The organism is Enterococcus sp. FDAARGOS_553 (assembly GCF_003812305.1).
Classification (GTDB): domain Bacteria; phylum Bacillota; class Bacilli; order Lactobacillales; family Enterococcaceae; genus Enterococcus_D; species Enterococcus_D gallinarum.
The window spans coordinates 2,461,226-2,482,745 of sequence record NZ_CP033740.1; the positions used below are offsets into that span (position 1 = coordinate 2,461,226).

Annotated in this window: 21 protein-coding genes; 14 read left to right on the forward strand and 7 right to left on the reverse strand. The window is 40.5% G+C overall.

Features of this window, described 5'->3' with window-relative positions:
- The first annotated feature begins 131 nt into the window (after positions 1-131).
- From EGX73_RS16400 to EGX73_RS12290, 5 genes are all read left to right on the forward strand, one after another.
- A complete protein-coding gene (locus EGX73_RS16400) occupies positions 132-260 on the forward strand; it encodes a hypothetical protein (protein ID WP_005472549.1) in 129 nt (42 codons plus the stop codon).
- Positions 261-431: 171 nt separating this feature from the next.
- Positions 432-1,025 carry a uracil-DNA glycosylase family protein gene (locus tag EGX73_RS12275; protein WP_123866975.1) on the forward strand — a complete coding sequence of 198 codons (594 nt, stop codon included), beginning with the start codon at positions 432-434 and terminating at the stop codon, positions 1,023-1,025.
- A 351-nt stretch (positions 1,026-1,376) separates the two neighbouring features.
- Entirely contained in the window at positions 1,377-2,846 is a 1,470-nt protein-coding gene (gene abc-f, locus EGX73_RS12280; protein WP_123866976.1) for a ribosomal protection-like ABC-F family protein, read from the forward strand.
- 385 nt (positions 2,847-3,231) lie between these two features.
- Positions 3,232-4,062 (forward strand): class I SAM-dependent methyltransferase, encoded by an 831-nt coding sequence (locus EGX73_RS12285; RefSeq protein ID WP_005472554.1) that lies wholly within the window; start codon positions 3,232-3,234, stop codon positions 4,060-4,062.
- 202 nt (positions 4,063-4,264) lie between these two features.
- A complete protein-coding gene (locus EGX73_RS12290; RefSeq protein ID WP_003127255.1) occupies positions 4,265-4,522 on the forward strand; it encodes a TfoX/Sxy family protein in 258 nt (85 codons plus the stop codon).
- Between the two features lie 150 nt (positions 4,523-4,672).
- Here EGX73_RS12290 and spxB read toward each other — a convergent pair whose 3' ends face one another.
- From spxB to EGX73_RS12310, 4 genes are all read right to left on the reverse strand, one after another.
- On the reverse strand, positions 4,673-6,400 hold the full coding sequence (gene spxB / locus EGX73_RS12295; RefSeq protein ID WP_123867083.1) for a pyruvate oxidase: 1,728 nt from the start codon (positions 6,398-6,400) through the stop codon (positions 4,673-4,675).
- A 255-nt stretch (positions 6,401-6,655) separates the two neighbouring features.
- Positions 6,656-7,348: an N-acetylmannosamine-6-phosphate 2-epimerase gene (locus EGX73_RS12300; RefSeq protein WP_029486887.1), complete on the reverse strand. Its 693-nt coding sequence runs from the start codon at positions 7,346-7,348 to the stop codon at positions 6,656-6,658.
- Between the two features lie 374 nt (positions 7,349-7,722).
- On the reverse strand, positions 7,723-7,950 hold the full coding sequence (locus EGX73_RS12305; protein WP_229073607.1) for an aldo/keto reductase: 228 nt from the start codon (positions 7,948-7,950) through the stop codon (positions 7,723-7,725).
- A 200-nt stretch (positions 7,951-8,150) separates the two neighbouring features.
- On the reverse strand, positions 8,151-8,618 hold the full coding sequence (locus tag EGX73_RS12310; RefSeq protein ID WP_003127260.1) for a MerR family transcriptional regulator: 468 nt from the start codon (positions 8,616-8,618) through the stop codon (positions 8,151-8,153).
- A 136-nt stretch (positions 8,619-8,754) separates the two neighbouring features.
- Here EGX73_RS12310 and EGX73_RS12315 point away from each other — a divergent pair, with 136 nt between their 5' ends.
- Positions 8,755-10,233 (forward strand): MDR family MFS transporter, encoded by a 1,479-nt coding sequence (locus EGX73_RS12315; protein WP_005472559.1) that lies wholly within the window; start codon positions 8,755-8,757, stop codon positions 10,231-10,233.
- A complete protein-coding gene (locus EGX73_RS12320) occupies positions 10,230-10,940 on the forward strand; it encodes a DUF4811 domain-containing protein (protein ID WP_096710857.1) in 711 nt (236 codons plus the stop codon). The genes EGX73_RS12315 and EGX73_RS12320 overlap by 4 nt, the downstream gene beginning before the upstream one ends.
- 108 nt (positions 10,941-11,048) lie before the next feature.
- Here EGX73_RS12320 and EGX73_RS12325 read toward each other — a convergent pair whose 3' ends face one another.
- From EGX73_RS12325 to EGX73_RS12335, 3 genes are read right to left on the reverse strand one after another with little or no spacing between them, the layout of a single operon-like run.
- A complete protein-coding gene (locus EGX73_RS12325) occupies positions 11,049-12,200 on the reverse strand; it encodes a pyridoxal phosphate-dependent aminotransferase (RefSeq protein WP_096710858.1) in 1,152 nt (383 codons plus the stop codon).
- Positions 12,201-12,217: 17 nt separating this feature from the next.
- On the reverse strand, positions 12,218-12,940 hold the full coding sequence (locus EGX73_RS12330) for an amino acid ABC transporter ATP-binding protein (protein WP_096710859.1): 723 nt from the start codon (positions 12,938-12,940) through the stop codon (positions 12,218-12,220).
- Entirely contained in the window at positions 12,933-14,411 is a 1,479-nt protein-coding gene (locus EGX73_RS12335) for an ABC transporter permease subunit (RefSeq protein WP_005472565.1), read from the reverse strand. Before EGX73_RS12335 ends, EGX73_RS12330 begins: the two co-directional genes overlap by 8 nt.
- A 500-nt stretch (positions 14,412-14,911) precedes the next feature.
- Here EGX73_RS12335 and EGX73_RS12340 point away from each other — a divergent pair, with 500 nt between their 5' ends.
- From EGX73_RS12340 to EGX73_RS12370, 7 genes are all read left to right on the forward strand, one after another.
- Positions 14,912-15,556 (forward strand): 3D domain-containing protein, encoded by a 645-nt coding sequence (locus EGX73_RS12340; protein ID WP_021150913.1) that lies wholly within the window; start codon positions 14,912-14,914, stop codon positions 15,554-15,556.
- Positions 15,557-15,780: 224 nt separating this feature from the next.
- Positions 15,781-16,446 (forward strand): 2,3-diphosphoglycerate-dependent phosphoglycerate mutase, encoded by a 666-nt coding sequence (locus tag EGX73_RS12345; RefSeq protein WP_021150912.1) that lies wholly within the window; start codon positions 15,781-15,783, stop codon positions 16,444-16,446.
- A 103-nt stretch (positions 16,447-16,549) separates the two neighbouring features.
- Positions 16,550-16,816 carry an ACT domain-containing protein gene (locus EGX73_RS12350; protein WP_003127269.1) on the forward strand — a complete coding sequence of 89 codons (267 nt, stop codon included), beginning with the start codon at positions 16,550-16,552 and terminating at the stop codon, positions 16,814-16,816.
- Positions 16,817-16,826: 10 nt separating this feature from the next.
- Complete coding sequence (locus EGX73_RS12355; protein ID WP_003127270.1) at positions 16,827-18,176, forward strand: PFL family protein; 1,350 nt, start codon at positions 16,827-16,829, stop codon at positions 18,174-18,176.
- 260 nt (positions 18,177-18,436) lie between these two features.
- Positions 18,437-19,999, forward strand: coding sequence for a YgcG family protein (locus EGX73_RS12360; RefSeq protein ID WP_123866977.1), 1,563 nt, complete (start codon positions 18,437-18,439; stop codon positions 19,997-19,999).
- A gap of 234 nt (positions 20,000-20,233) precedes the next feature.
- The gene (locus EGX73_RS12365) at positions 20,234-20,851 is read left to right on the forward strand and encodes an HAD-IA family hydrolase (protein WP_003127274.1); all 618 of its coding nucleotides are present in this window, start codon (positions 20,234-20,236) and stop codon (positions 20,849-20,851) included.
- Between the two features lie 45 nt (positions 20,852-20,896).
- Positions 20,897-21,493 carry a helix-hairpin-helix domain-containing protein gene (locus EGX73_RS12370; protein WP_003127275.1) on the forward strand — a complete coding sequence of 199 codons (597 nt, stop codon included), beginning with the start codon at positions 20,897-20,899 and terminating at the stop codon, positions 21,491-21,493.
- Positions 21,494-21,520: the final 27 nt, after the last annotated feature.

Sequence of the window (21,520 nt, forward strand, 5' to 3'; positions counted from 1 at the left end):
TGTGGGATTGTGCAATCAACGATTGACAAACGGTCAAAATCCAAGTAGATTTAATCAGGATGCTAAATTCTTTTATCAAAGTGATTTGTTTTATCAGATAAGAGAGGGTCTGGGAAAACGAGGTGGAAATAGTGAACCAAAAAGAAAAAATGCTTGAACTGATCAAAAAGAAACAAGGTGGTGGCCGATCGAAACAAATGGACACACCAAAAAATGATCGCAAGAATATGCGTAAAGGACCAAAGATTTACAATAAGTAATAAATGAGCACGACTCATTGAGTATAACTGCGTAAGGAAATCCTCCTTACGCAGTTTTTTGTCTCTTTTAGAGAGGGGTACCGACTGATTTTCTCAACACAAAGTACTCCTCGACTTCGCCGCTTTCCTTTTGTATGATTAAGGAAAAGAGAATAGGAACGGAGTGAGAAAATGAATGTGAAAGAGGCATTGATGGCTGGAGCAGAAAAAAATATCTTTTTGAATGATATTGAAGTCGATCCGAAAACCATTAAAGCAGTATTGATCAATGAAGTCGTTCCCCTAGATCCAACAGATGATTTTTATGGGGCAACAGATGGCGCTTATCTTTCTACGACGTTGCCGTTGTTTCAACAAGCTGGGATCTATGTAGATTCTGCCCATGACTTATTGGATTTAGGGATTTATTTGACCAATGCGATCAAAACGCCAAAACACACGACGACAATTGAAACACAAACTATCACTGAAAATCTACCGCTATTAGAAAAAGAGTTGTCGTTATTTCCAAGTATTGAAGTGATTATGCTAATGGGGGATGTCGCCAAAAAAGCCTTCAATCAAATCGCCAAAAAGCAGCAAAAAAAGAATGCGATTCCCTCCGTTGCAACATATAAAATACGCCAGAACGAAATCTACTATGGAAAGATCCGCTTATTGCCTTCTTATATTATGACAGGGAAGAATGTATTGATCGAAAAATCTAAAGTCACGATGGCAGCCGAGGATATCGCGAAAATGTATCAAGTGATTACGAAGGAATGATTTGATTAGCAGACGATCCCATGAGCTCGCAGGATGACAGATCTTCCGCTGAAATTATAGGACACACTGGTGTAAGGGACTTCCAGCGAACTCATGCGAACCTTTCTGTACAAGTATTTTCGGATCTGCTATACTTAAGGAAATCATTTACTGAAGGAGGAAAAGTCATGACAGCGGCAATGAAATTGTGGATCGATCTTTTGAATCGTTAATTTAATACTATTCAAAAGTCTAGGTGATCGCGATTTCAAGGGATGAGTGTCTACTTTTCCAATTATTTATGAAGGGATAGCGCCAGGCTATGCCTTTTTTGTGTTTTCCTTTTTCCTAGACGAGAGAGGGAGATCATTCATGGAAACATTAACAGTCCAATTCAAACAGATCAAAAAACAATATGGCGCTAAAGAAGTCTTGTCAATTGAGGCGTTATCCGCCTATCATGGAGAACGAATCGGGATCATTGGTAGAAATGGTGAAGGAAAGTCAACACTGTTAAAATTAATTACTGGAGAAATCCAGCCCGATAGTGGCACGATTCAGACAACCACGACCTTTAATTATTTTGCCCAAATTGGAGGGATCGAGGATTCTTACGATTTTTCATCCGTTGACTGGGAAATCATGAGCCGCTTTTCGTTACCAAAACATTCAATGGATAGCTGGAGCGGTGGGGAAGCCGCAAAGACACGATTGGTTCGAACACTATCGAACTATGAAATGGGTCTTTTGTTGGATGAACCTACCACCCATCTGGATCAGAAAAGTATTTCATTGCTTATTGAGGAGTTGAGGCATTACTATGGTACATTGCTTTTTGTCAGTCATGATCGGGTTTTCTTGAACCAATTAGCAACGAAAATTTGGGAAATTGATCAGGGGTGTGTACGGGAATATCACGGAAACTTTGATGCGTATAAACAGCAAAAGAAAATGGAATTACTGCATCAAAAACATGCGTTTGAAAGTCACTTGAAAGAAAAGAAGCGCTTGGAAGCGGCGATTGAAAGTAAACTTCAGCAAGCTGAAAAGATTAGTAAAGTCTCTAAAAAAATGCAGCAGAAAAATAGTCGTCCTGATCGATTGGCATCATCCAAACAAAAGGATACAATTCAAAAGAATCTTCATAAAACAGCAAAGGCAATGAAAAGCCGTTTGGATCATTTAGGTGAGCATCATTCATTGACTGAGCCGAGACAAATTATTTTTGCAGCACCAAAAGGCATAGAAATTCATAATCCTTATCCGATAAAAGGACACAACGTTTCAATTCAATATGAACAGAGAGTTTTGTTTGATGATTGTGATTTTCAATTTGGATTAGGAAAGCGTATCGCGATTGTAGGTGCAAATGGTTGTGGAAAAACGACTTTATTGAATCATATTTTAAATGATGGTAAAGGAATTGTCTTATCTCCTAAGGTAGTTTTTGCTAGTTACCAACAATTGTCCTATAAAATGACTGAATCGGAATCAATTCTTGTTTATTTAATGAAACAAACCGATTATTCTGAATCATTTGTCAGAAGTATTTTGCATAACCTTGGTTTTTATCAAACAGAAATTTTAAAGCCCGTAAAAAAATTGAGCGGAGGAGAAGCGACACGAGTTCAAATTGCGCTACTTTTTGTTAAACCAGCAAATGTTCTCATTTTAGATGAACCAACTAATTTTATTGATCTTCCTACGATTGTAGCCCTGGAAAAACTAATGAGGGATTATCTTGGAACAGTTATATTTACTTCTCATGATCAATTATTTGTTGATCAAGTTGCTAATGAGGTCTATCAAGTCGTCGATCAAAAACTTAAAAAAATCACTTAAACGTATGGCCATTTTCTTAATCGCATATGCTCGTAACGTTGAACGCAAAATCGTGAAAGGGTTTGCTGCAACTGCTTTAATGTGGTAAAGTATAGTCATAATTGAATGAACAGGTGATGAAGTTCGGCATAGCTGATAGTACACAATCAGTGCTATAGGTATGACTGGAAAAGAGTAAATAAAATCAATTGAACAGGCTAAAAATAACCGCTTTTGTAGGTTTATTTAAGTTGCCTAGCTATTGATTTTATCTTACTCTAACTTCTCTTTTCACGGAAGCGATGGGTAACCATCGCTTTTTTTTATTCTTTTATAGTAATCACGCAAAAGGAGGACCAAAGAAAACTATTCAGTTACACAAATAATCAATCAAAGGAGCAGAAAAATGCGAAACAAAATGAAAGACTTCATTAAACAGCCAAAAATCTATCAACAAACCGATACCCCATTCTGGACAGATGACTATATTTCTCAGAAAATGCTAGAAAATCATTTGGATCCGAGTATAGATGGGGCCAGTCGAAATCGGTCCTTTATCAAAAAATCTGCTAGCTGGATCTGTCAAAAAGTCCCACCAGCAGATTATCCAAGCCTTCTTGATCTAGGGTGTGGACCAGGGCTCTATTCAGAATTGTTTGCTGAATCTGGCTATCAAGTAACAGGGGTAGATTTCTCAAAGCGATCGATCGACTATGCAAAAGAGTCTGCACGAAAAAAACAGTTGCCTATTTCCTACCTAAAACAAGACTACCTTGAGATGGAATTGACAGAAACTTTTGATTTGATCGTGATGATCTATTGCGACTTTGGTGCATTATCTGCAAACGATCGACATCTGCTGACAGCAAACATTTATCGCTGGTTGAAGCCTGGCGGAAAATTCTTGCTAGATGTCTTTAGTGCAACGAAATATGATCAGACTGTAGTGCAGCAATCATGGGAGTACTCAGAAGGAGCTGGCTTTTGGAGCGAGAACTCCTATCTTGCATTGAATAAGACCAGTAAATATCCCAACTTTGTCTGGCTAGATCAAACAATGGTGATCACTCAAGAGGATCAGATAACTTACAATGTGTGGACTAGTTGTTTTACAGAGCACTCATTGGCTGCCGAACTGGCTGCGGTTGGATTTAAAGAGTATCAGCTTTATAGCAACGTTTGTGGCGAAAGCTATACGAAAGAGAGTGAAACAATCGCGATGTTGCTAAAGAAGTAAACGGTAGGGTTACATTTTAGGGGACAATTCGCTAAAATGAAGAGGAGGGATAAAATGAAAAAAGTCTTATTGTTTCTGATGAAGCTTCCTTTTTCTGCCCATCAAATTAATGCAGATTTGTGAAGGAATATAGGGTAACAATCAAACAAGATTTGTTCAATAAATATAAAACTGCAGAAACATCGTTGAGAGGAGGCGTATCATGGAAGAATTACAAAAAATACCGAATGTAGGAAAGGTTCTTGCCGAACACTTGCATGCGATTGGCATCGATTCGGTGGAGAAAATGAAGTCTGCAACAGCAGAAACCATTTTTATGCGTATTCGTACCCAGCGGGATCCCGGGGCTTGTCTACACATGCTCTATGGGATTGAGGGAGCAATACAAGGAATTCCTAAAACGCAGATTTCAGCTGCAAGAAAGCAAGAATTGCGAACGTTTTTCCAGACTGTTTCTTGATTGATTTGCAAAAGGAGTCAAACCAATCAGATTTGTGATCTAAAACACAAAAAAGAAGGACCATACAATGCCTGACAACTTCCGTGAAAAACATTGGAAGTGTCTGATTGATTGTTCGGTCTTTTTTGTTTTTTAGGGCATAGCTTTATGCTAATTACCTTTAAGCAGTTCTCTCAAAGTAGGCATTTCTTGGACTTGGTATTTTTCTTTAAAGGCGGCGATTTCAGCTGCCGAAAATTTTTCTGGATCCAATTTCAATTCCTCTACAGGAAGTGGACGAGCATTTTCGATCTTGATATCAATAACTACAGGGCCGTTGCTGGTTTTTGCTGCATCAAAAGCAGGTGTTAGGTCTTCGTAACGAGTGATGGTATATCCTTTTGCACCAAGTGCTTCCCCAACTTTCCCAAAGTCTGCGCCTTCTAGAAAGACTCCAAATTTCTTTTGTTCGGTATCCTCTTGTTCTGCTTCAATAAATCCAAAAGAATCATTAGAGAAGACGATATTGATGATTGGTAATTGGTATTTGACTTGGGTCAAAATATCCTGCATTTGCATGGCGAAACCGCCATCCCCACTCAATGTAAAGACTTGGCGATCGGGGAAACTCAATTGGGCGGCAATTCCTCCTGGAACACCGTTCCCCATCGTAGCGAACCAGCCAGAAGTGGTAAAACGCTGTTCTCCTGTCATGTCTAAATGTCGAATACTGTTGATCGTCACATTTCCGACATCACTGACGAAAATCGCATTCGGCTCGGCAATGCGGTTAATTTCTTTGAAGATCGGTTCTGGACGAAGAGGAGCTTGTTGATTGGTGTCAAAGTGATGGCGCCAAGCATGCCAGCGAACAATGTTTTCTTGATTTGCTGCCAGCCATTGGTCTGCTGGTCGTTTGGTTCCTAGGGTGACCCATTGATTCAACGCAGTGATCCCATCGCCTAACACCGAGACATCTGTGTTGTGCCGACGCCCAAATTTCGAGGAGTCAATGTCGACTTGAACAAAATTGGCTTTCGGATTAAAGAAACGACGGCCAAATGGAAAATCGCTCCCCACGAAGACAATCAGATCCGCTTCGGCTAGTGCTTCGTTCGCAGGTTTTGTGGCAACTCTTCCGGCAAAGCCAAGAAAATTCTTATACATATCAGGAACGATTCCTTTCGCCAAAACAGAAGCCGCAACTGGCATTGAAAAGAACTCGGAAAATTCTTTGATCGCTGGAAATCCGCCGAATACCCCTTGTCCAATATAAAGAACGGGTTTTTTTGCTTGTTCAAAATAGGGGAGGGCAGCTTTTAAGTCTGCTTCATTAGGTAGGATCACCCCAGTTTTATGGTTTTTGGCTGTGGCGATCTCTTGGGCTTCAATCTCTTTAAAGCCAAAATCAACGGGAATCGTCACGACAGCGACGCCCCGAAATTTATAGGCAGCCTTGATAGCTTCATCTACCACGTGTGGTAGACTTTCAGGGGACATGACCGTTCGATTGTAGATGCTGACATCCGCAAACATCGGATTTTCATTCATTTCTTGGAAGTCATTGTAATTCATTGAACTTGATGCCACTTGACCGAGTAATGCTACTACGGGCACATTATCCATTTGAGCATCATACAATCCATTGATTAGGTGGGTAGCTCCAGGGCCTGCTGAGCCAAAGACAGCCCCGACTTTACCAGTTAGTTTGGCATCAGCAGCGGCGGCGAGAGCACCTGCTTCTTCATGGCGAACTTGGATATAGCGAACGGATTCGCGTTCTTGGTATAGTGCATCCATTGTGGAATTAAATGAACCGCCGGGAATGCCATAAATGTGATCGATCCCCCAAGCCTCAAAGACTTTTACCATGGCGACACCTGCATTGATTTTTGTCATTTTCTTCACTCACTTTCTCCTCTTTCTTTCAGTATAAAGTATTCTAAAAAAGACAACAAAAAATGTGACTCGACTCACAAGGGAAACTCCCGGTTATCAGCAATCAAATTCAACAGAGGAAAAATAGTACAAAGAATAGAATACCTGCAAAAAAAGATGCACCTGTGTCAGATGCATCTAAAATCATGGTACCCTTATTCAGCCATCAGAGGCTTGTTCGCTAGAAGCCCTAGAAGTATGCGATTCTTTATGAAACTAATTGGATAATTCTGCGATAAAACGAGCCGCGATTTCTTTGGGGCGGGTAATCGCACCGCCTACAACGATACCTGCAACCCCTAGACGCTGAACTTGTTTGGCTTGTTCAGGAGAATGAATTCTTCCTTCAGCGATGACGGGCAACTGTTCAGCGACAAGTTGTTGGATCAGTTCGAGGTCGGGTCCATCTGTTGGCTCACGGTCTTTGGTATAACCCGCTAATGTTGTGCCAACAAAATCGACCCCAGCTTGGTAAGCATTGCGGCCTTCTTCAAAAGTCGCAATATCTGCCATCAGCAGCTGGTCAGGATACTTTTCTTTGATTTTTTTGATAAATGCATTGATGGTTAGACCATCGTGCCTTTTTCGTAAAGTACAATCCAGCGCAATGACTTCGACACCGGTTGCAACTAATTCATCTACTTCGCGCATCGTAGCAGTGATGAACGGTTCTTCAGGTAGGTAGTCTCTTTTTATGATACCGATGATTGGCAAGGACACTTTTTCTTTGATTTGCTGGATGTCTCGTACAGAGTTGGCACGAATTCCGACCGCACCTGCTTCTTGAGCTGCCACCGCAAAAAGAGGGATCACGCCACCTTCTTCGGTATAAAAGGGTTCCCCTGGCAGAGCTTGACAAGAAACGATCAAGCCACCAGATATTGCTTGTAAAAATTCTGTTTTGTTCATGGATACAGACTCCTTTTCTCGATTTGGTAGCTAGCGCTACGAATGCTACTAAGTTGATTTTGTCAATTTTGTCAATTTTTCAATTAAGTCAGCTATTCAAAGCGGCTTCTACCTTTGACTTCTTCAAAGGGACTATAGCATGGAAAAATGGCTTTTGTAAATGATTTCTCTCGGAAGCAGTCAAATGGACAATGACTGCGAGGGCTGTGAAGATCCTTCTCGTTTTACTGAAAACCGCCGCTCATTCTCAAAAGGAACACTTCAAGCAAGAAACAAAATAAGTTTAGGGCTTTTTCTCATCAAAAAAGCTTTCCCAGAATTCAGATTCTGCACTGAGACAGAAATGATTCTGGGAAAGCGCTCTTCAGTTGCAATTATTTTGTAGCGGCTCGTTTGAAAACAGGAATTTCATTATTAGAGCCATAATCATTCATAGTGATTTCTTTTAAGCGAGTCAGATCTTCTTCTGAAATTGTAAAAGCAACATCGGCGTTGTTCTTCATATGTTCCATGGATACTGTTTTTGGTAAAGGAAGGAGATCTAGTTGGAGACAATAGCGAATCGCTAGCTGCGGTACTGATACATGATATTTTTTAGCCAAAGAACGAAAGGGGCCCGCAAACATTTATTAGTCGAAGAATGAGAAAATTTGCGGCAACGTTTTGAGGAACTAAAAGGGACTTTGAATCGTTTAGATAACAAAATCAAGTACTATGACGAGCAATGGCAAGAGTAAGGATTGCTGCATTCCCGAAAGACGAAGGGCGTGCAGCAGTCCTTTTTTAACTATTGTTTGTTTTCTCAGAGATTACGGTATTTATCAATGTCCAATGGCTGGTTTTCCGGTAATAATTCGTAGTCAAGCTGATTCGATTCATCATCATGGATAATGTGCAGCAATTGGTTTGAATCCTTGATGGGTCCTAGGCTGATAATAGTAAATCGGTCATTGATTACTTCCAAATTCTGGAGTGCCCCTGTAAAAACTTTACGTATATGGTGCGCAGTTTTTATTTTTTCCTCTGCTTTTTCTACCGCTTTTGTTAAAGTAAAGCCTTCATCAAGGAAACGTTTGATCAACTCAACTTTGATCACCGTGGGCAGTCGATATTTACGTGGCGCATTTTCTTCTTGAGGAACGGATTGGATAAGGCCTTTTTGTTCCCAGTAACGCAATTGACGCGGAGAGATTTCACACATTCGGCTAAGCTCGCTGATCCCTACCAGCAAATTGTCATTTTCTAATAATTTACGAAAGGTTTGAGACATGCTTTCTCCATTCTTGTAAAGGTATTTGTTTATATTGTAACTTGTTTTACTTTTGTGTCAAGTAGGTTGACAAATAAGTGGGAAAGTTTTAAAGTGTATAGTGCTGTTGAAAAATTTTGTGAAAAGAGTGTGAAATATGACAAATAATCGTCCTTTAGATATATACGGTAAACCGTACAATCGTTCTTTATTGGTTGTCGTTTTGCTGATCGGTACGTTTTGTACAGTATTGAATCAAACATTACTGACGACTGCCTTTCCAACCTTGATGAATGACTTCGATATTACGGCTTCTGATGTTCAATGGTTGACGACCGGATTCTTGCTTGTTAATGGGATCATGATTCCAATTACCGCTTGGCTGATTAATAAATTCAATTCGAAAAATTTGTATTTAACTGCCATGACGATTTTCTTAATTGGTACAATTGCTTGTTTTGCAGCACCTAATTTTTCGATCTTACTATTAGGTCGTTTGATTCAAGCTGCCGGTGTTGGTATCTCCATGCCGTTGTTGCAAAATATCATGTTATCGATCTTTCCGCCAGAAAAACGCGGTTCTGCAATGGGAATGTCGGGGATCGTTATTGGGTTGGCACCAGCTTTAGGCCCAACACTATCCGGCTGGATCATTGACCACTATACTTGGCGCTATTTGTTTGGAATGGTCATTCCAATCGTTATTTTAGTATTGATCTTAGCTGTCTTCTTGATGAAGAGTGTTATCGAGCTGTCTCATCCGAAAATTGATATTTTTTCTGCCATTCTTTCAACCATCGGTTTCGGAACATTGTTGTATGGTTTTTCCAGTGTCGGAGACAAGGGCTGGGGAAGCGTGGAGGTCATTAGTTTCTTAGTAGTTGGGGTCTTGTTTATCGCCTTTTTTGCTTGGCGACAATTGCACATCGAGCATCCATTTTTGGAATTACGCGTCTTTTCATCGAAAACATTCACATTAGCGGCCATTCTTTCAGGTGTGACCAATATGGCCTTGGTGGGCGCAGAAATGGTCTTGCCTTTATATATCCAAAATATTCGGGGAGAATCTGCCTTTCATTCTGGTTTGATGCTTTTACCTGGGGCATTGGTAATGGGGGCGATGATGCCGATCACTGGGGCAATTTTTGATAAGTATGGGGCAAAGCGTTTAGCTATTACCGGTATGTTCATTTTGACTGCTGCAACATTGCCTTTTGCCTTTTTAACAAAAGACACACCGATTTTGCATATCGTCATTCTTTATGCGATTCGTATGTTTGGGATTTCCATGGTTATGATGCCAGTTACTACTTCTGGTATGAATGCTTTGCCAGGAAACTTGATCAGTCATGGTACAGCAGTTAATAATACTTTCCGTCAAGTTGCCAGCTCAATTGGAACGGCGATTTTGATCAGTGTCTTATCAAATGTAACCAAAGGAAATCTTCCAAGTGAGGGCTTGTTGAAGGCAACACCGCTTGCTTACAAAGAAAAAGCGATCGAAGCAACGCTTTCTGGATATCATGCTGCTTTTTATGTCGCTGTTGTCTTTGGCTTTTTAGGCTTTTTGATTGCCTTTGCATTGAAGAAAAAAGAGCCTCAGTTGACTGTTCTTAAAGGAGGTGACGGCAAATGATGTTAGTGATTGTCGTCATCAGTGTAATTGCCTTTGCGTTATTAAATGTTTTTGCCAAAAATAAAGTCCAAACTGTTATTTCACTTCTCTTTGGTTTGGTTTTTGTCTTAAGCTTAACAGCAATGATGGCCAATCTATCCGCACATTTTGGGATGGAAAAAACCACCACAACGACTACACAGCCGTTAGTTTCAAGCAATGACAATGATCAGTTGCCAATGCTGTTGTATCAACCTTTGGGTGATGGAACTGAGAAAATCTATTTGTACCGCACAGATGAGTCGCAAAAGAAACCAAAACAAACAAGAATGGACCATGTGACGAATCATGTCGTCGAAGATGCCAAATCGGCACAAAAAGAAACGAAAACGACCCGTTGGACGTATAAAAATGATTTTTATCGTTTCTTGTTTGGAATAGCTGGGAATGATGAAGAGTTTATTCGTGAAAAGAATACGTTCTCTCTTCCAGATTCTTGGACTCTCTTAACTGTTGATCAAGCGAAAAAACTAGCCAGTCTTGTTGAAAACCAACAAGAAGCGATGAAAACAGAAGCACAAACTTTTGTTCAAGAGAAGATGCAAGCCGCTTTGATGGCTGACCCAACAATGGATGCTGCGGAACAAAAAGCAAAAATCAGTCAATTCACTGCAGAATTTCAAAAAGAAGCAATAGCAAAACTGATTCAAGAAGCAAAAAAAGAATAAAAAAATCCCTCTGCTCCAAGAGAGTGAATCACTCCCAAAAGTTAGCTTTTATGGCTAACTTTTGGCGAATGGTTCAATCACTCTAGTTGCAGAGGGATTTTTTGTTGATTAAAAAGTGAACTGCTCAATGCGATCAAAGGCTTCTTTTAGCATTGGCATTGATTGCGTAGCAGCTAAACGGACATAATGATCACCAGTCGTCTCACCAAAAGCTTTACCGGGAATCATTAGCACGCTAGTATCTTTTAAAAGTTTTTCAACGAAAGTAACAGAATCCAAGCCAGTTTTTTCTATGTTGATGAAGGCATACATACTTCCTTTGACAGGAGACAAAGAAAGAAAAGGAATAGTAGCGACTCGTTGCTGAATGTAACTTAGCCGTTTTTTGAAGGTTTCCACGACTGCTGGAACAAGTTCGTCGTAGTGATTCAACGCATAGATTCCCGCTCGTTGTGAGGGGGTAGGAGCAGAATAAGCAATACTTTCATTAATCAACTTGGCTGTCTGATTGATGGATAAAGGAGCGATCATGTAACCAATCCGCCAGCCAGTCATAGCAAAAGCTTTTGAAAAACTGCTAAAAGTAATCGTCCGCTCAGGCGCAAAAGTGGCCATAGGAACAAACTCTTCCATAAAACAAAAGGCTTCGTACACTTCATCTGACAAGATCAACAAATCATTTTCTTCGGCAACTTCAGCAATTGCTTTAAAAGTTCTCGGCGAAAAGACAGCACCAGTGGGATTGTTGGGAGAATTAATGATAATGGCTTTTGTTTTGTCGGTAATCGCTGCTTTTAATACATCAATAGCGATCTGAAAACCATCTTTTTCAAAGGTAGGGATGAAAACCGGGCTTCCGCCAGCCATTTCAACTTGCTGCTTGTAAGGAGAAAAGTAAGGCTCATGGATAATTACTTCATCTCCAGGATCCAAGATCGCGCACAAGGCAAGATACATGCCATGTAACGCACCAACTGAGGCCCGTACTTGATCGTTGGAGAAAGTCAATCCATAATGGGTCTGATAAAAATCGACAACAGCTTGAATAAAATCGGCACTGCCATCAGAAGCCGTGTATTTTGTATGTCCATTTTTGACGTCCGTAAAAGCGGCAGCAATGATCGACTGATCAGTAATCAAATCAGGATCGCCGATGGACAGATCTATCAAATTTGGTGTTTTCTTGGCAATCGTTGCAATGTCCATTAGTAGATTTTCTTCGGGTGTTTGAAATCGTTGTGCAATCATCGACTGTTTCATAGGTTCATCTCCATTTTTTATAGTACTTTTCTTAAAAAATCTTGTGTGCGGCTATTTTGCGGATGTTCAAAGATCGCTTCAGGTGTTCCTTGTTCTTGAATGACACCGTCAGCCATAAAGATCACGCGATCCGCTACTTGCTTGGCAAAGCCCATCTCATGAGTCACAACGACCATCGTCATGCCTTTCTCGGCAAGTGCCTGCATCACCGCTAATACTTCACCAACCATCTCCGGATCAAGTGCAGAAGTCGGTTCATCAAAAAGCATCACATCTGGATCCATAGCCAACGCACGAGCAATAGCTACTCGCTGTTGTTGCCCACCAGATAAACTTGCAGGATAGCTAGTCGCTTTGTCTGCTAATCCAACTTGTTCCAAAAGTGCGTAGGCTTTTTTCTCAGCGGTCTCTTGATCTTGTTTTTTTACTTTTATGGGGCTGATGGTGATGTTCTCCAAAACTGTTTTATGAGGAAACAGATTAAAGTTTTGGAATACCATACCCATTTTTTGACGAATTTGATCGATCACAATCTCTTTAGCCAAAAGATCGTTTCCTTCAAATTCGATTTGACCACTGGTAGGTTGTTCTAAAAGATTCAAACAACGCAGAAAAGTACTTTTGCCGCTTCCAGAAGGTCCAATGATCACAACGACTTCACCCGTGGAGATTTCAAGATCGATCTCTTTCAGAACTTCTGTCGCACCAAAATTTTTTAAAAGTTTTTTTACGCTAATCACTTGTTTTCATTCTCCTTTCTGCAACTCCTAGTAATCGTGAAAGAGCAAAAGTCAAGACAAAATAAATCAAGGAAACAATCACGTATGGTAGGAAAGGTTTGAAACTGGCACCTTGGACGACCCCTGTTTGGAAGATCAATTCGGAGACACCAATGACAGAGACAACAGAAGACTCTTTGATGACTGTCACAAATTCATTGCCGAGAGCAGGTAAAATGTTCTTGATGGCTTGCGGAAAAATAATGAAGCGCATCGCTTGAACTTGATTCATTCCTAATGAACGGGCTGCCTCCAACTGACCTTTGTTGACCGCATTGATCCCCGCACGAATGATTTCAGCCACATAGGCGGCACTATTAAGTGCAAGAGCGATACAACCTGCCGTTAATTTGGATAAATCCAGACCTAGTACGCCAGTCCCAAAATAAACGATAAAGATCTGTACTAAGAGCGGGGTACCTCTCACGTATTCAATATAAACAATCGCAATCCAACGCAAAATTTTTGACGCAGAAAGTTTCATAAATGCCAGTAGACTACCAGCAATCGAGCCAAAGAGTACACCGACAAAGGCTAAAAAAATAGTATAACCGGCTCCTGAGAGATAAAAGGGCAGATATTTGCTAAAGAAGCCTTCTTCAGGTGCTCCTGTTTCTTCATTGAACATTAGAGCATAGGCTTCATCTTGATATTGACTCAATAGATCGTTATCGACAATCGTCTTGATGGAAGCATTGATTTTTTCCAGGAGCAGCGGCGCCTCTTTTGAAATAGCAATTGCTGTTTCTTTCGTACCTTTCTCAAAGACCACATCGTCGGCAATTGCTAAGTTATCATTTGATTGAACATAGGCTTCCGCCACAGGACCTTCCATCACAACAGCATCCACTTTTTTTGAGTTTAAATTTGTGATCAGATCCGGAACTTTTTGCAAAGAGGTTACAAGTGAGCCGGACAACTCATTCTTAGCTAATTCTTCTTGTGTGGTTTGTTTTTGAGCACCGACAGCTACACCGTTGAAATCTGCTGTTGATTGAAACCGGTTCTGATCTTCTTTTCGAACAATCACTTTTTGTTGGACTTCCATATAAGTGTCAGAAAAGTTGACTTCCTTTTTACGTTCATCGGTAGCAGCCATCCCCGAAATGACAAGATCGATTTTTCCAGTTTTTAATGCTCCTAACAGCGCATCGAAACCTAATTCTTCAATTTTAAGATCGACACCTAGATCATCAGCGATTTTTTTGGCAATTGATAGATCAAAGCCGACAATTTCGTCTTTGCCATCAATCGTGGTATGAAATTCATAGGGGGCATAATCCGCAGATAAGCCAACGATCAATGCACCATTTTGTTTTATTTTTTCATAGACGGGATCTGTTGTTTCAGCGTGTACCAGTTTTGTGGTAACACAAAAGAACAGGACGATCAGTATCATTGTTGAAGCGAACCATTTACACATCTTTTTCATTCAATTACTCCTTTTTTTTGTTTTAAAATACAATAATAGCTTGAATTATGTATAAAAATACAACAAACGTTAGAAATATCGTATCATACCTTTGTGGGAAGTCAATCCCTTTCTTGGAAAAATCACGAAATATATTTGAGTTTTCAGAAAAAACAGTGTTTTCTATAAGTTTACAGGTTGAATTGTTTTTTACAAATTTGTAATATAAGAAAATTTGTTTCAGAAAATTTCCGGAAATTATGAAAATATTTAAGATTCATTCGGCTTTTTTGATTAGCTTAAAAGAAACTTGTAACAGTTAATCGATCTTCTGTTTACTATTAAAGCCTTATTTAGCAAGGTTTTAAGTATTTCTATTTTTTATTTGGTACGTTATTTAATTTCTTTTATCAAAGTGAAATATTTCGTCATCGAACTGTTACCAAGGACTTAACGTATCTTGCTATTATTTATCAAGTCGTTACGACGAAAACTTACATAGAGCGAGGGAAATAAAATTTATGAAATCAATTAAAACATTCGTATTAACTACAGCCACAATTGCTGGTTTTGCTGCACTAAGTACAACTGCTAACGCAGACGAAATCAAACATGTGGTGAAATCTGATGACACATTATCTGGTCTTTCTTTAAAATACTTTGGTAATTTAGATCATATTGATCAAATTGCAAAAGACAACAAACTGAAAGATCCTAACATCATCTACGATGGTACAACTCTGATTATTGACACCGACAAAAAAGTATCATCAGATAACCAAGCAAGTGAACAACCTGCAAAAGAAACAACACAAGCAGAAGACCAATCTGCCAACGAAAACCAATCTGAATCTGCAGCAAGCAGCTATTCTGGAACAACGATGACGATGGAAGCAACAGCATATAGTTCTGATCCAGCAGATGTTTTAGGCGGCGGAACTGTGACAGCTACCGGCCAAAACTTGTTGGAAAATCCGATGGCAGTTGCGGTGGACCCATCTGTGATCCCTCTAGGCACAAGACTTTATGTTGAAGGTTATGGAGAAGCCATCGCCAGCGATACCGGTGGTGCGATCAAGGGAAATATCATCGACGTGCATTTCCCAACAAATGCACAATGCGAACAATGGGGCCGTCGGACCGTTCAAGTAACGATTCTTGATTAATTTCTCCAAATTTTAAGAACAGACCCATGCACGTATGAGGCTAGGGCATAAGTAAAAACAGTCAGAAAGATTTTCGAGAGGACAGTTGTTCCTTAAAGATCGGGTCTGGCTCAACTTATGCCTAGCCTTTTTGTATACTCAGATAAAAAAGGATGCCTCTATGAACTTTGCCCAAGACATTTTGCTTTTTTCTTGAGATAATGAATCAAAGAGGAGGCGTTCAAGTGAAGGTAGTATTGATACGGCATGGCGAAAGCGAAGCAAATTTTGAAAACTATTGGACGGGCTGGCTGGATGTGGCCTTGACAGCAAAGGGTCGGGAACAAGCTTGGCAAGCGGGAGAAAAAATCAAAGAATTGGGTATTTCTTTTGATGTAGCATTTGCTTCTTATCTTCAGCGAACCATCATCACCTGCAACACTGTTTTGGAAGCAAGCGCTCAATTGTGGGTACCTACCTATAAGACATGGCGGTTGAATGAAAGACACTACGGACAGTTAGTCGGTGTCAATAAAGATGAAATGGTTGCTCGTTATGGAAAAGGTCAAGTCCAAAAGTGGCGACGAGGGTATAATGAACCGCCGCTGTATGTTTCAGAAAATCATTTTGATCGTCGTTATGACGACTTAGATCCACGCTTGATTCCTAAAGGAGAAAACCTAGGAATGGTCGTTGAAAGGATCACCCCTTTTTGGTCGGATGATGTTGTTCCCTTCATTCGATCAGGAAAAAATGTCTTGATCACAGGCCATGGCAATAGTTTGCGGGCTTTAGTGAAGTATTTGGAGAATGTACCTGAAGAAGAAGTCGACAAAATCGATGTCCCCAATGCAGAGCCAATCATTTATACCTTTGATTCACAAGCTGTTTTACAAGAACGGCTGGGATAAAGACGAACATTATTACTAAAAACCGCGCTTTCGTATGAAGTTTCATCGAAAGTGCGGTTTTCTTATGCTATAATAAGAAAAATTTTATGAAAGGCGGGCTCTTATGAAAGCAGTATTGACCGTTATTGGAAAAGACAAGGTAGGGATCATCGCAGGCGTCAGCCAACTATTGGCAGAGTTAGACATCAATATCCTCGATGTTTCACAAACCATCATGGAAGAATACTTTACGATGATGATGTTATTATCGATGGAGGCAAATGCAGATTTTGAAACGATTCGTGAGCAATTGCATACCAAAGGCGAAACACTAGGTGTTAAAATCAGTATTCAAAACCAAGAAATTTTTGATACCATGCATAAATTATAGGAGGGCTTCTATGGAAATCAATCAAATACTAGAAACCATTCGCATGGTTGAAGAAGAAAATCTTGATATTCGTACCATTACAATGGGAATCTCTCTTTTAGACTGTATCGATGCCGATATCGATCAGATGTGCGAAAAAATCTATCAAAAAATTACGACAAAAGCCAAGAACTTGGTGCGAGTTGGCGAACAAATCGAAACAGAATATGGTATTCCAATCATCAACAAGCGAATCTCTGTTACCCCGATTGCCATTGTTGTGGCAGCCAGTCAACCGACGCCACAAGACTGTGTGAAGGTAGCTAAAACATTGGATCGGGCAGCTGAGACAGTAGGGGTCAATTTCATCGGTGGCTACAGTGCTCTGGTTGAAAAAGGGTATCAAGGCGGTGATTTAGCATTGATCCAATCGATTCCAGAAGCGCTGGCAGCAACGAACTTTGTCTGTTCTTCGGTCAATATTGGATCAACCAAAGCTGGAATCAATATGGATGCTGTTCGGTTAATGGGGGAAACAGTCAAACAAACGGCTGAAGCTTCAGATATGGGATGTGCGAAATTAGTTGTTTTTGCAAACGCAGTGGAAGACAACCCGTTTATGGCCGGTGCTTTTCACGGTGTCGGAGAAGCAGATGTCGAGATTAATGTAGGCGTCAGCGGTCCTGGAGTGGTCAAGCGTGCGCTTGAAAAAGTCAAAGGAGAATCTTTTGACGTCGTTGCAGAAACAGTCAAAAAAACGGCTTTCAAAATAACCCGTATGGGGCAACTCGTAGGACGGGTAGCTTCCGAGCGTTTAGGGGTTCCTTTTGGGATCGTCGATCTTTCTTTAGCACCTACTCCGGCTGTAGGGGATAGTGTGGCGCTCATCTTGGAGGAAATGGGTCTGGAATCCGTTGGAACTCACGGGACAACGGCTGCATTGGCGTTGTTGAACGACGCCGTCAAAAAAGGCGGCGTCATGGCCTGCAATCATGTTGGTGGTTTATCGGGTGCTTTCATCCCGGTTTCAGAAGATGCAGGCATGATCAAAGCAGTTGAAAGTGGTTTGTTGAATCTAGAAAAGTTAGAAGCGATGACAGCAATTTGCTCGGTGGGCTTAGACATGATCGCAATTCCTGGAGATACTACTGCAGAAACGATTGCTGCGATGATTGCTGATGAAGCAGCAATCGGCGTCATCAACCATAAAACAACGGCGGTACGTATCATTCCGGCTAAAGAAAAACAAGTAGGAGACCGAATCGAATTTGGTGGTTTACTAGGCACAGCACCTGTTATGAAAGTTAATCCAGCTAAATCTGCTGACTTTATTCAGCGAGGCGGCCGAATTCCTGCGCCGATTCATTCTTTCAAAAACTGATCATCTTCTGAAACTGCGATATAAGGAACACACAAAATCAAATGCTCTCGATTGGACGAAAAGGTGATTACTTTTCGAACATTCGCTCATAAAGACCTAATGGTATTTTGGAGGGGATGCTAGTAAAAAAATCGGACATTTTGTTTAGTGTAGCACTTAGTTCGCAGTTTCTTCTTTGTGATCTAAGGCTTTAGCCCTATGCTGATCATCTGGAAATAATATACAATTAACGTAATTTTATACAGATAGGGGTGTCAAGAATGAAAAAGAGGGTAGTGGGCAGCTCCATACTGGTAGTGATCGTCATGTTCGTGCTACTTGTTCCCCAAAAAGTATTTGGTCAAAGTTTTGTGAAGGATAATGCAGGGGTCCTCTCAGCAGAGACAATCGCAAAAATCAATCAATTAAACCAAGAGAGGTTCCAAACGTTGCCAGGAAGTCCAGAATACGCTGTTGTCACGCTTAAAAACTTAGACGGCCAAACGATCGAGACAGTAACCAATCAGTTATTTGATGAATACAGTTTTGGTCAATCCGCGTATAACAATGGCTTAGTCTTTGTGTTTGCCATCGAGGACCGGGAATTTCGTTTAGGCTATGGGGATGGCTTAACGTATATTTTTTCTGATTTGTCAGATGATGACCTGATCGATGAAGATACAAAAGTTCTTTTGCGTGATGAAGACTATGATCAAGCTGTTTTAAATGCTTCTGATCGCGTCTATGAGGAAATGAAAACAGCGGACGAAACGGTTGGTCTGAACAAAATTTATGCGGATGGGCAACAGCTACTGGCAGAAAAAAAGGCCCGAGAAGCCGCAGAGTCAAAGAAATTCTGGTTGCTGTTTTGGCAACTTGTTAGTTCAGTTAGTGCATTGATTATTGCAGCTATTAGCGGAGTGATAGGCTGGCGCAAGCGCCAAACGAAGAAAAGTTTTCAAGCAGCCAATGTGATTCCTCCTCATATTCATTCGGATCCAGCGTTTGATGAAAAGGCTTTTTACAGATGGGCAAGTAAAAGAAGGAATTATCAGACCTTCACTCACTATATTGTTGCTGGAGAGTGTTTGAAGGCGTTAAAAATGTACCTGCTTAGTGAAGTTATTCCGAGGCAATTAGCTGAGTTTGAAAGAATCAGTCCGCAACCAGCTAGCAACCAAATGATTCAACAAGCATTGAAAAATCCGCAGTTGGCCGATCAATTCGTGCAAGAATATATGAAAGATCATAAAAATTTGAAGATCTTTGGGCAAGAGTTAGCCCAAGGCCATGACACATTGCGAACCTATGAAACACAATTGCAGCGGCAACTCAAGGAACAATTACGAGATTATGATTTAACTGGAGATATTCTTGCAGAAAATGCTTATTTGATTCCACAGTATAAAAAAGAGATTCAGCAGTTGGCGGAAGAAGAAATTCAGCGGCGTAGTCTCAACAACGATTATTTGGCTATGCTGCTTACGAAGGAAAAGACGTATCCTGAAATGGTGCAGACGAGTTCTCAGGAAATAGCTAGCTTGATTGATTCTGTTAAAACGGATGCTTTGTTTACTATCGATCTCCATGAAGTATATAAAAATCATCCAGATCTACAAAAACAAGTAGGTGATTTTTCGGGGGAAGATCGTTCAGAACTATTGAATAATGCTCGTCGTGAATACAATCCAACCACTATGGATCAATCTTTAGTTTATTTGTTACTCATCAATCATGTCACGCGACAAGAACAGGTCATCGCAGAGAGTAAAAGCTCGGATAGTGATTTCGGTGGCTTTGGCGGTGGGTCCAGTAGTGGGGGCGGAATTTCCGGAAGCTGGTAATTTTTAAGGGCTGTGACAAAAGGTTGTCATAGCTCTTTTTTCGAACGCACGGTAAGCGGTCGCTTTTGCAGTAATAAGCCGTAATTTCTTGCAACTAATCACTTCTGTCTCAACCACTTTGCCTTTTGATCTAAAGACAAAGGCGGACTTTTGTGATAAACTTTGTAAAGTTGCTGAAAAAACATTTTTTTCACGGAAACATTTCAGCTTATTTTTAGAAAATGAGGGTTGTACATGTATCATTCGTATATTTGGGACTTTGACGGCACATTGTTTGACAGTTACCCAATCATGTTAGAGGCGTTTCTTAAAACATTGAAAGACGCTGGATTTGATCCCGATTCGAGAGAAATTTATCGCATCTTGAAAGCATCGTCATCAAAACAAGTAGCTGAGAAATATCAATTGGATTTCATTGATTTTAGCGCTCGTTTTAAAGCATATGAAGCACTAGATGAGCGGCTACCCGTTTCATTTCCGGGAACGAAAGAAGCTTTACAAGCAGTAGTAGACCATGGCGGAAAGAATTATATTTTGACCCATCGTGACGTTGTTTCAACGAAAGAACTTTTAATGAAAGAAAATCTTGACCATTTGATCGTAGAGATCGTGGGACCGGAGAATAATTTTCCCCGCAAGCCGGACCCAACGTCTTTGAATTATTTAGTGGAAAAATATCAATTGGACAAAACAACGACTGTAATGATCGGTGATCGTGCGATGGATGTGCTGGCTGGACGAGGGGCAGGGGTGCAAACGATGTTCTATGATATTGAAGGATTGCTAACTGATTTGGATGCAGACCATGTCGTTCATTCCATGAAAGAAATCGAAGAAATTATCAAGTCTTGAGCAATCAAGACTTTTTTTGCGTACTTCTTTTTGAGGTGATTCATTATGGACAAGTGGTTGGATTTTGGGAAAAAATATTGGCATTTATCCTTGAGCGCGCTGTTGGTCATTCTTTTTCTATTTGGTTTGTTTTTTACCCCGAATGAGCCAGAATGGCCCGAAGCAGAAGAATCTTCACCAATTTTCGAATCAGAGAGTAGGAAAGAGTCATTGGACCAGATCGTTGTAGATATCAAAGGAGAAATCCGAAATCCGGGTATTTACACCTTACCTAGTGGAGCTCGACTGTATGAGCTGATCCAATTAGCGGGCGGGGTCACTGATGAAGGAAATGAAGAAGTCATGAATTTTGCCCAAGAATTGTCAGATCAACAATTAGTAATCGTTCCTCATTTAGATGATCCGGTAGTTTACGCTGACAACGGAGCAGAAGGAACACTTGCTCAGAACCAGATCGATTTAAATACAGCAGATAGCAGCCAGTTACAAGAGCTTCCAGGCATTGGCGCGAAAAAGGCAGAGGCAATCATCGCTTACCGTGAAGAAAAGGGTTTTTTTAAAACCGTGGAAGAAGTGAAAGAAGTTTCTGGTATTGGCCCTAAAACTTATGAGGCTTTGGAGGGGTTGATCAAGGTGCGATGAAAAATAAGAGAAAGAATAAGAGAATAA

Excerpts from the sequence above, each read along its gene's own strand:
- EGX73_RS12340 (WP_021150913.1), top strand. The coding sequence starts at position 14,912 with ATGAAATCAATTAAAACATTCGTATTAACTACAGCCACAATTGCTGGT.
- abc-f (WP_123866976.1), top strand. The coding sequence starts at position 1,377 with ATGGAAACATTAACAGTCCAATTCAAACAGATCAAAAAACAATATGGC.
- EGX73_RS12325 (WP_096710858.1), bottom strand. The coding sequence starts at position 12,200 with ATGAAACAGTCGATGATTGCACAACGATTTCAAACACCCGAAGAAAAT.
- EGX73_RS12350 (WP_003127269.1), top strand. The coding sequence starts at position 16,550 with ATGAAAGCAGTATTGACCGTTATTGGAAAAGACAAGGTAGGGATCATC.
- EGX73_RS12285 (WP_005472554.1), top strand. The coding sequence starts at position 3,232 with ATGCGAAACAAAATGAAAGACTTCATTAAACAGCCAAAAATCTATCAA.
- EGX73_RS12335 (WP_005472565.1), bottom strand. The coding sequence starts at position 14,411 with ATGAAAAAGATGTGTAAATGGTTCGCTTCAACAATGATACTGATCGTC.
- EGX73_RS12320 (WP_096710857.1), top strand. The coding sequence starts at position 10,230 with ATGATGTTAGTGATTGTCGTCATCAGTGTAATTGCCTTTGCGTTATTA.
- EGX73_RS12355 (WP_003127270.1), top strand. The coding sequence starts at position 16,827 with ATGGAAATCAATCAAATACTAGAAACCATTCGCATGGTTGAAGAAGAA.
- EGX73_RS12370 (WP_003127275.1), top strand. The coding sequence starts at position 20,897 with ATGGACAAGTGGTTGGATTTTGGGAAAAAATATTGGCATTTATCCTTG.
- EGX73_RS12360 (WP_123866977.1), top strand. The coding sequence starts at position 18,437 with ATGAAAAAGAGGGTAGTGGGCAGCTCCATACTGGTAGTGATCGTCATG.
- EGX73_RS12300 (WP_029486887.1), bottom strand. The coding sequence starts at position 7,348 with ATGAACAAAACAGAATTTTTACAAGCAATATCTGGTGGCTTGATCGTT.
- EGX73_RS12290 (WP_003127255.1), top strand. The coding sequence starts at position 4,265 with ATGGAAGAATTACAAAAAATACCGAATGTAGGAAAGGTTCTTGCCGAA.
- EGX73_RS12365 (WP_003127274.1), top strand. The coding sequence starts at position 20,234 with ATGTATCATTCGTATATTTGGGACTTTGACGGCACATTGTTTGACAGT.
- EGX73_RS12310 (WP_003127260.1), bottom strand. The coding sequence starts at position 8,618 with ATGTCTCAAACCTTTCGTAAATTATTAGAAAATGACAATTTGCTGGTA.
- EGX73_RS12275 (WP_123866975.1), top strand. The coding sequence starts at position 432 with ATGAATGTGAAAGAGGCATTGATGGCTGGAGCAGAAAAAAATATCTTT.
- EGX73_RS12315 (WP_005472559.1), top strand. The coding sequence starts at position 8,755 with ATGACAAATAATCGTCCTTTAGATATATACGGTAAACCGTACAATCGT.
- spxB (WP_123867083.1), bottom strand. The coding sequence starts at position 6,400 with ATGACAAAAATCAATGCAGGTGTCGCCATGGTAAAAGTCTTTGAGGCT.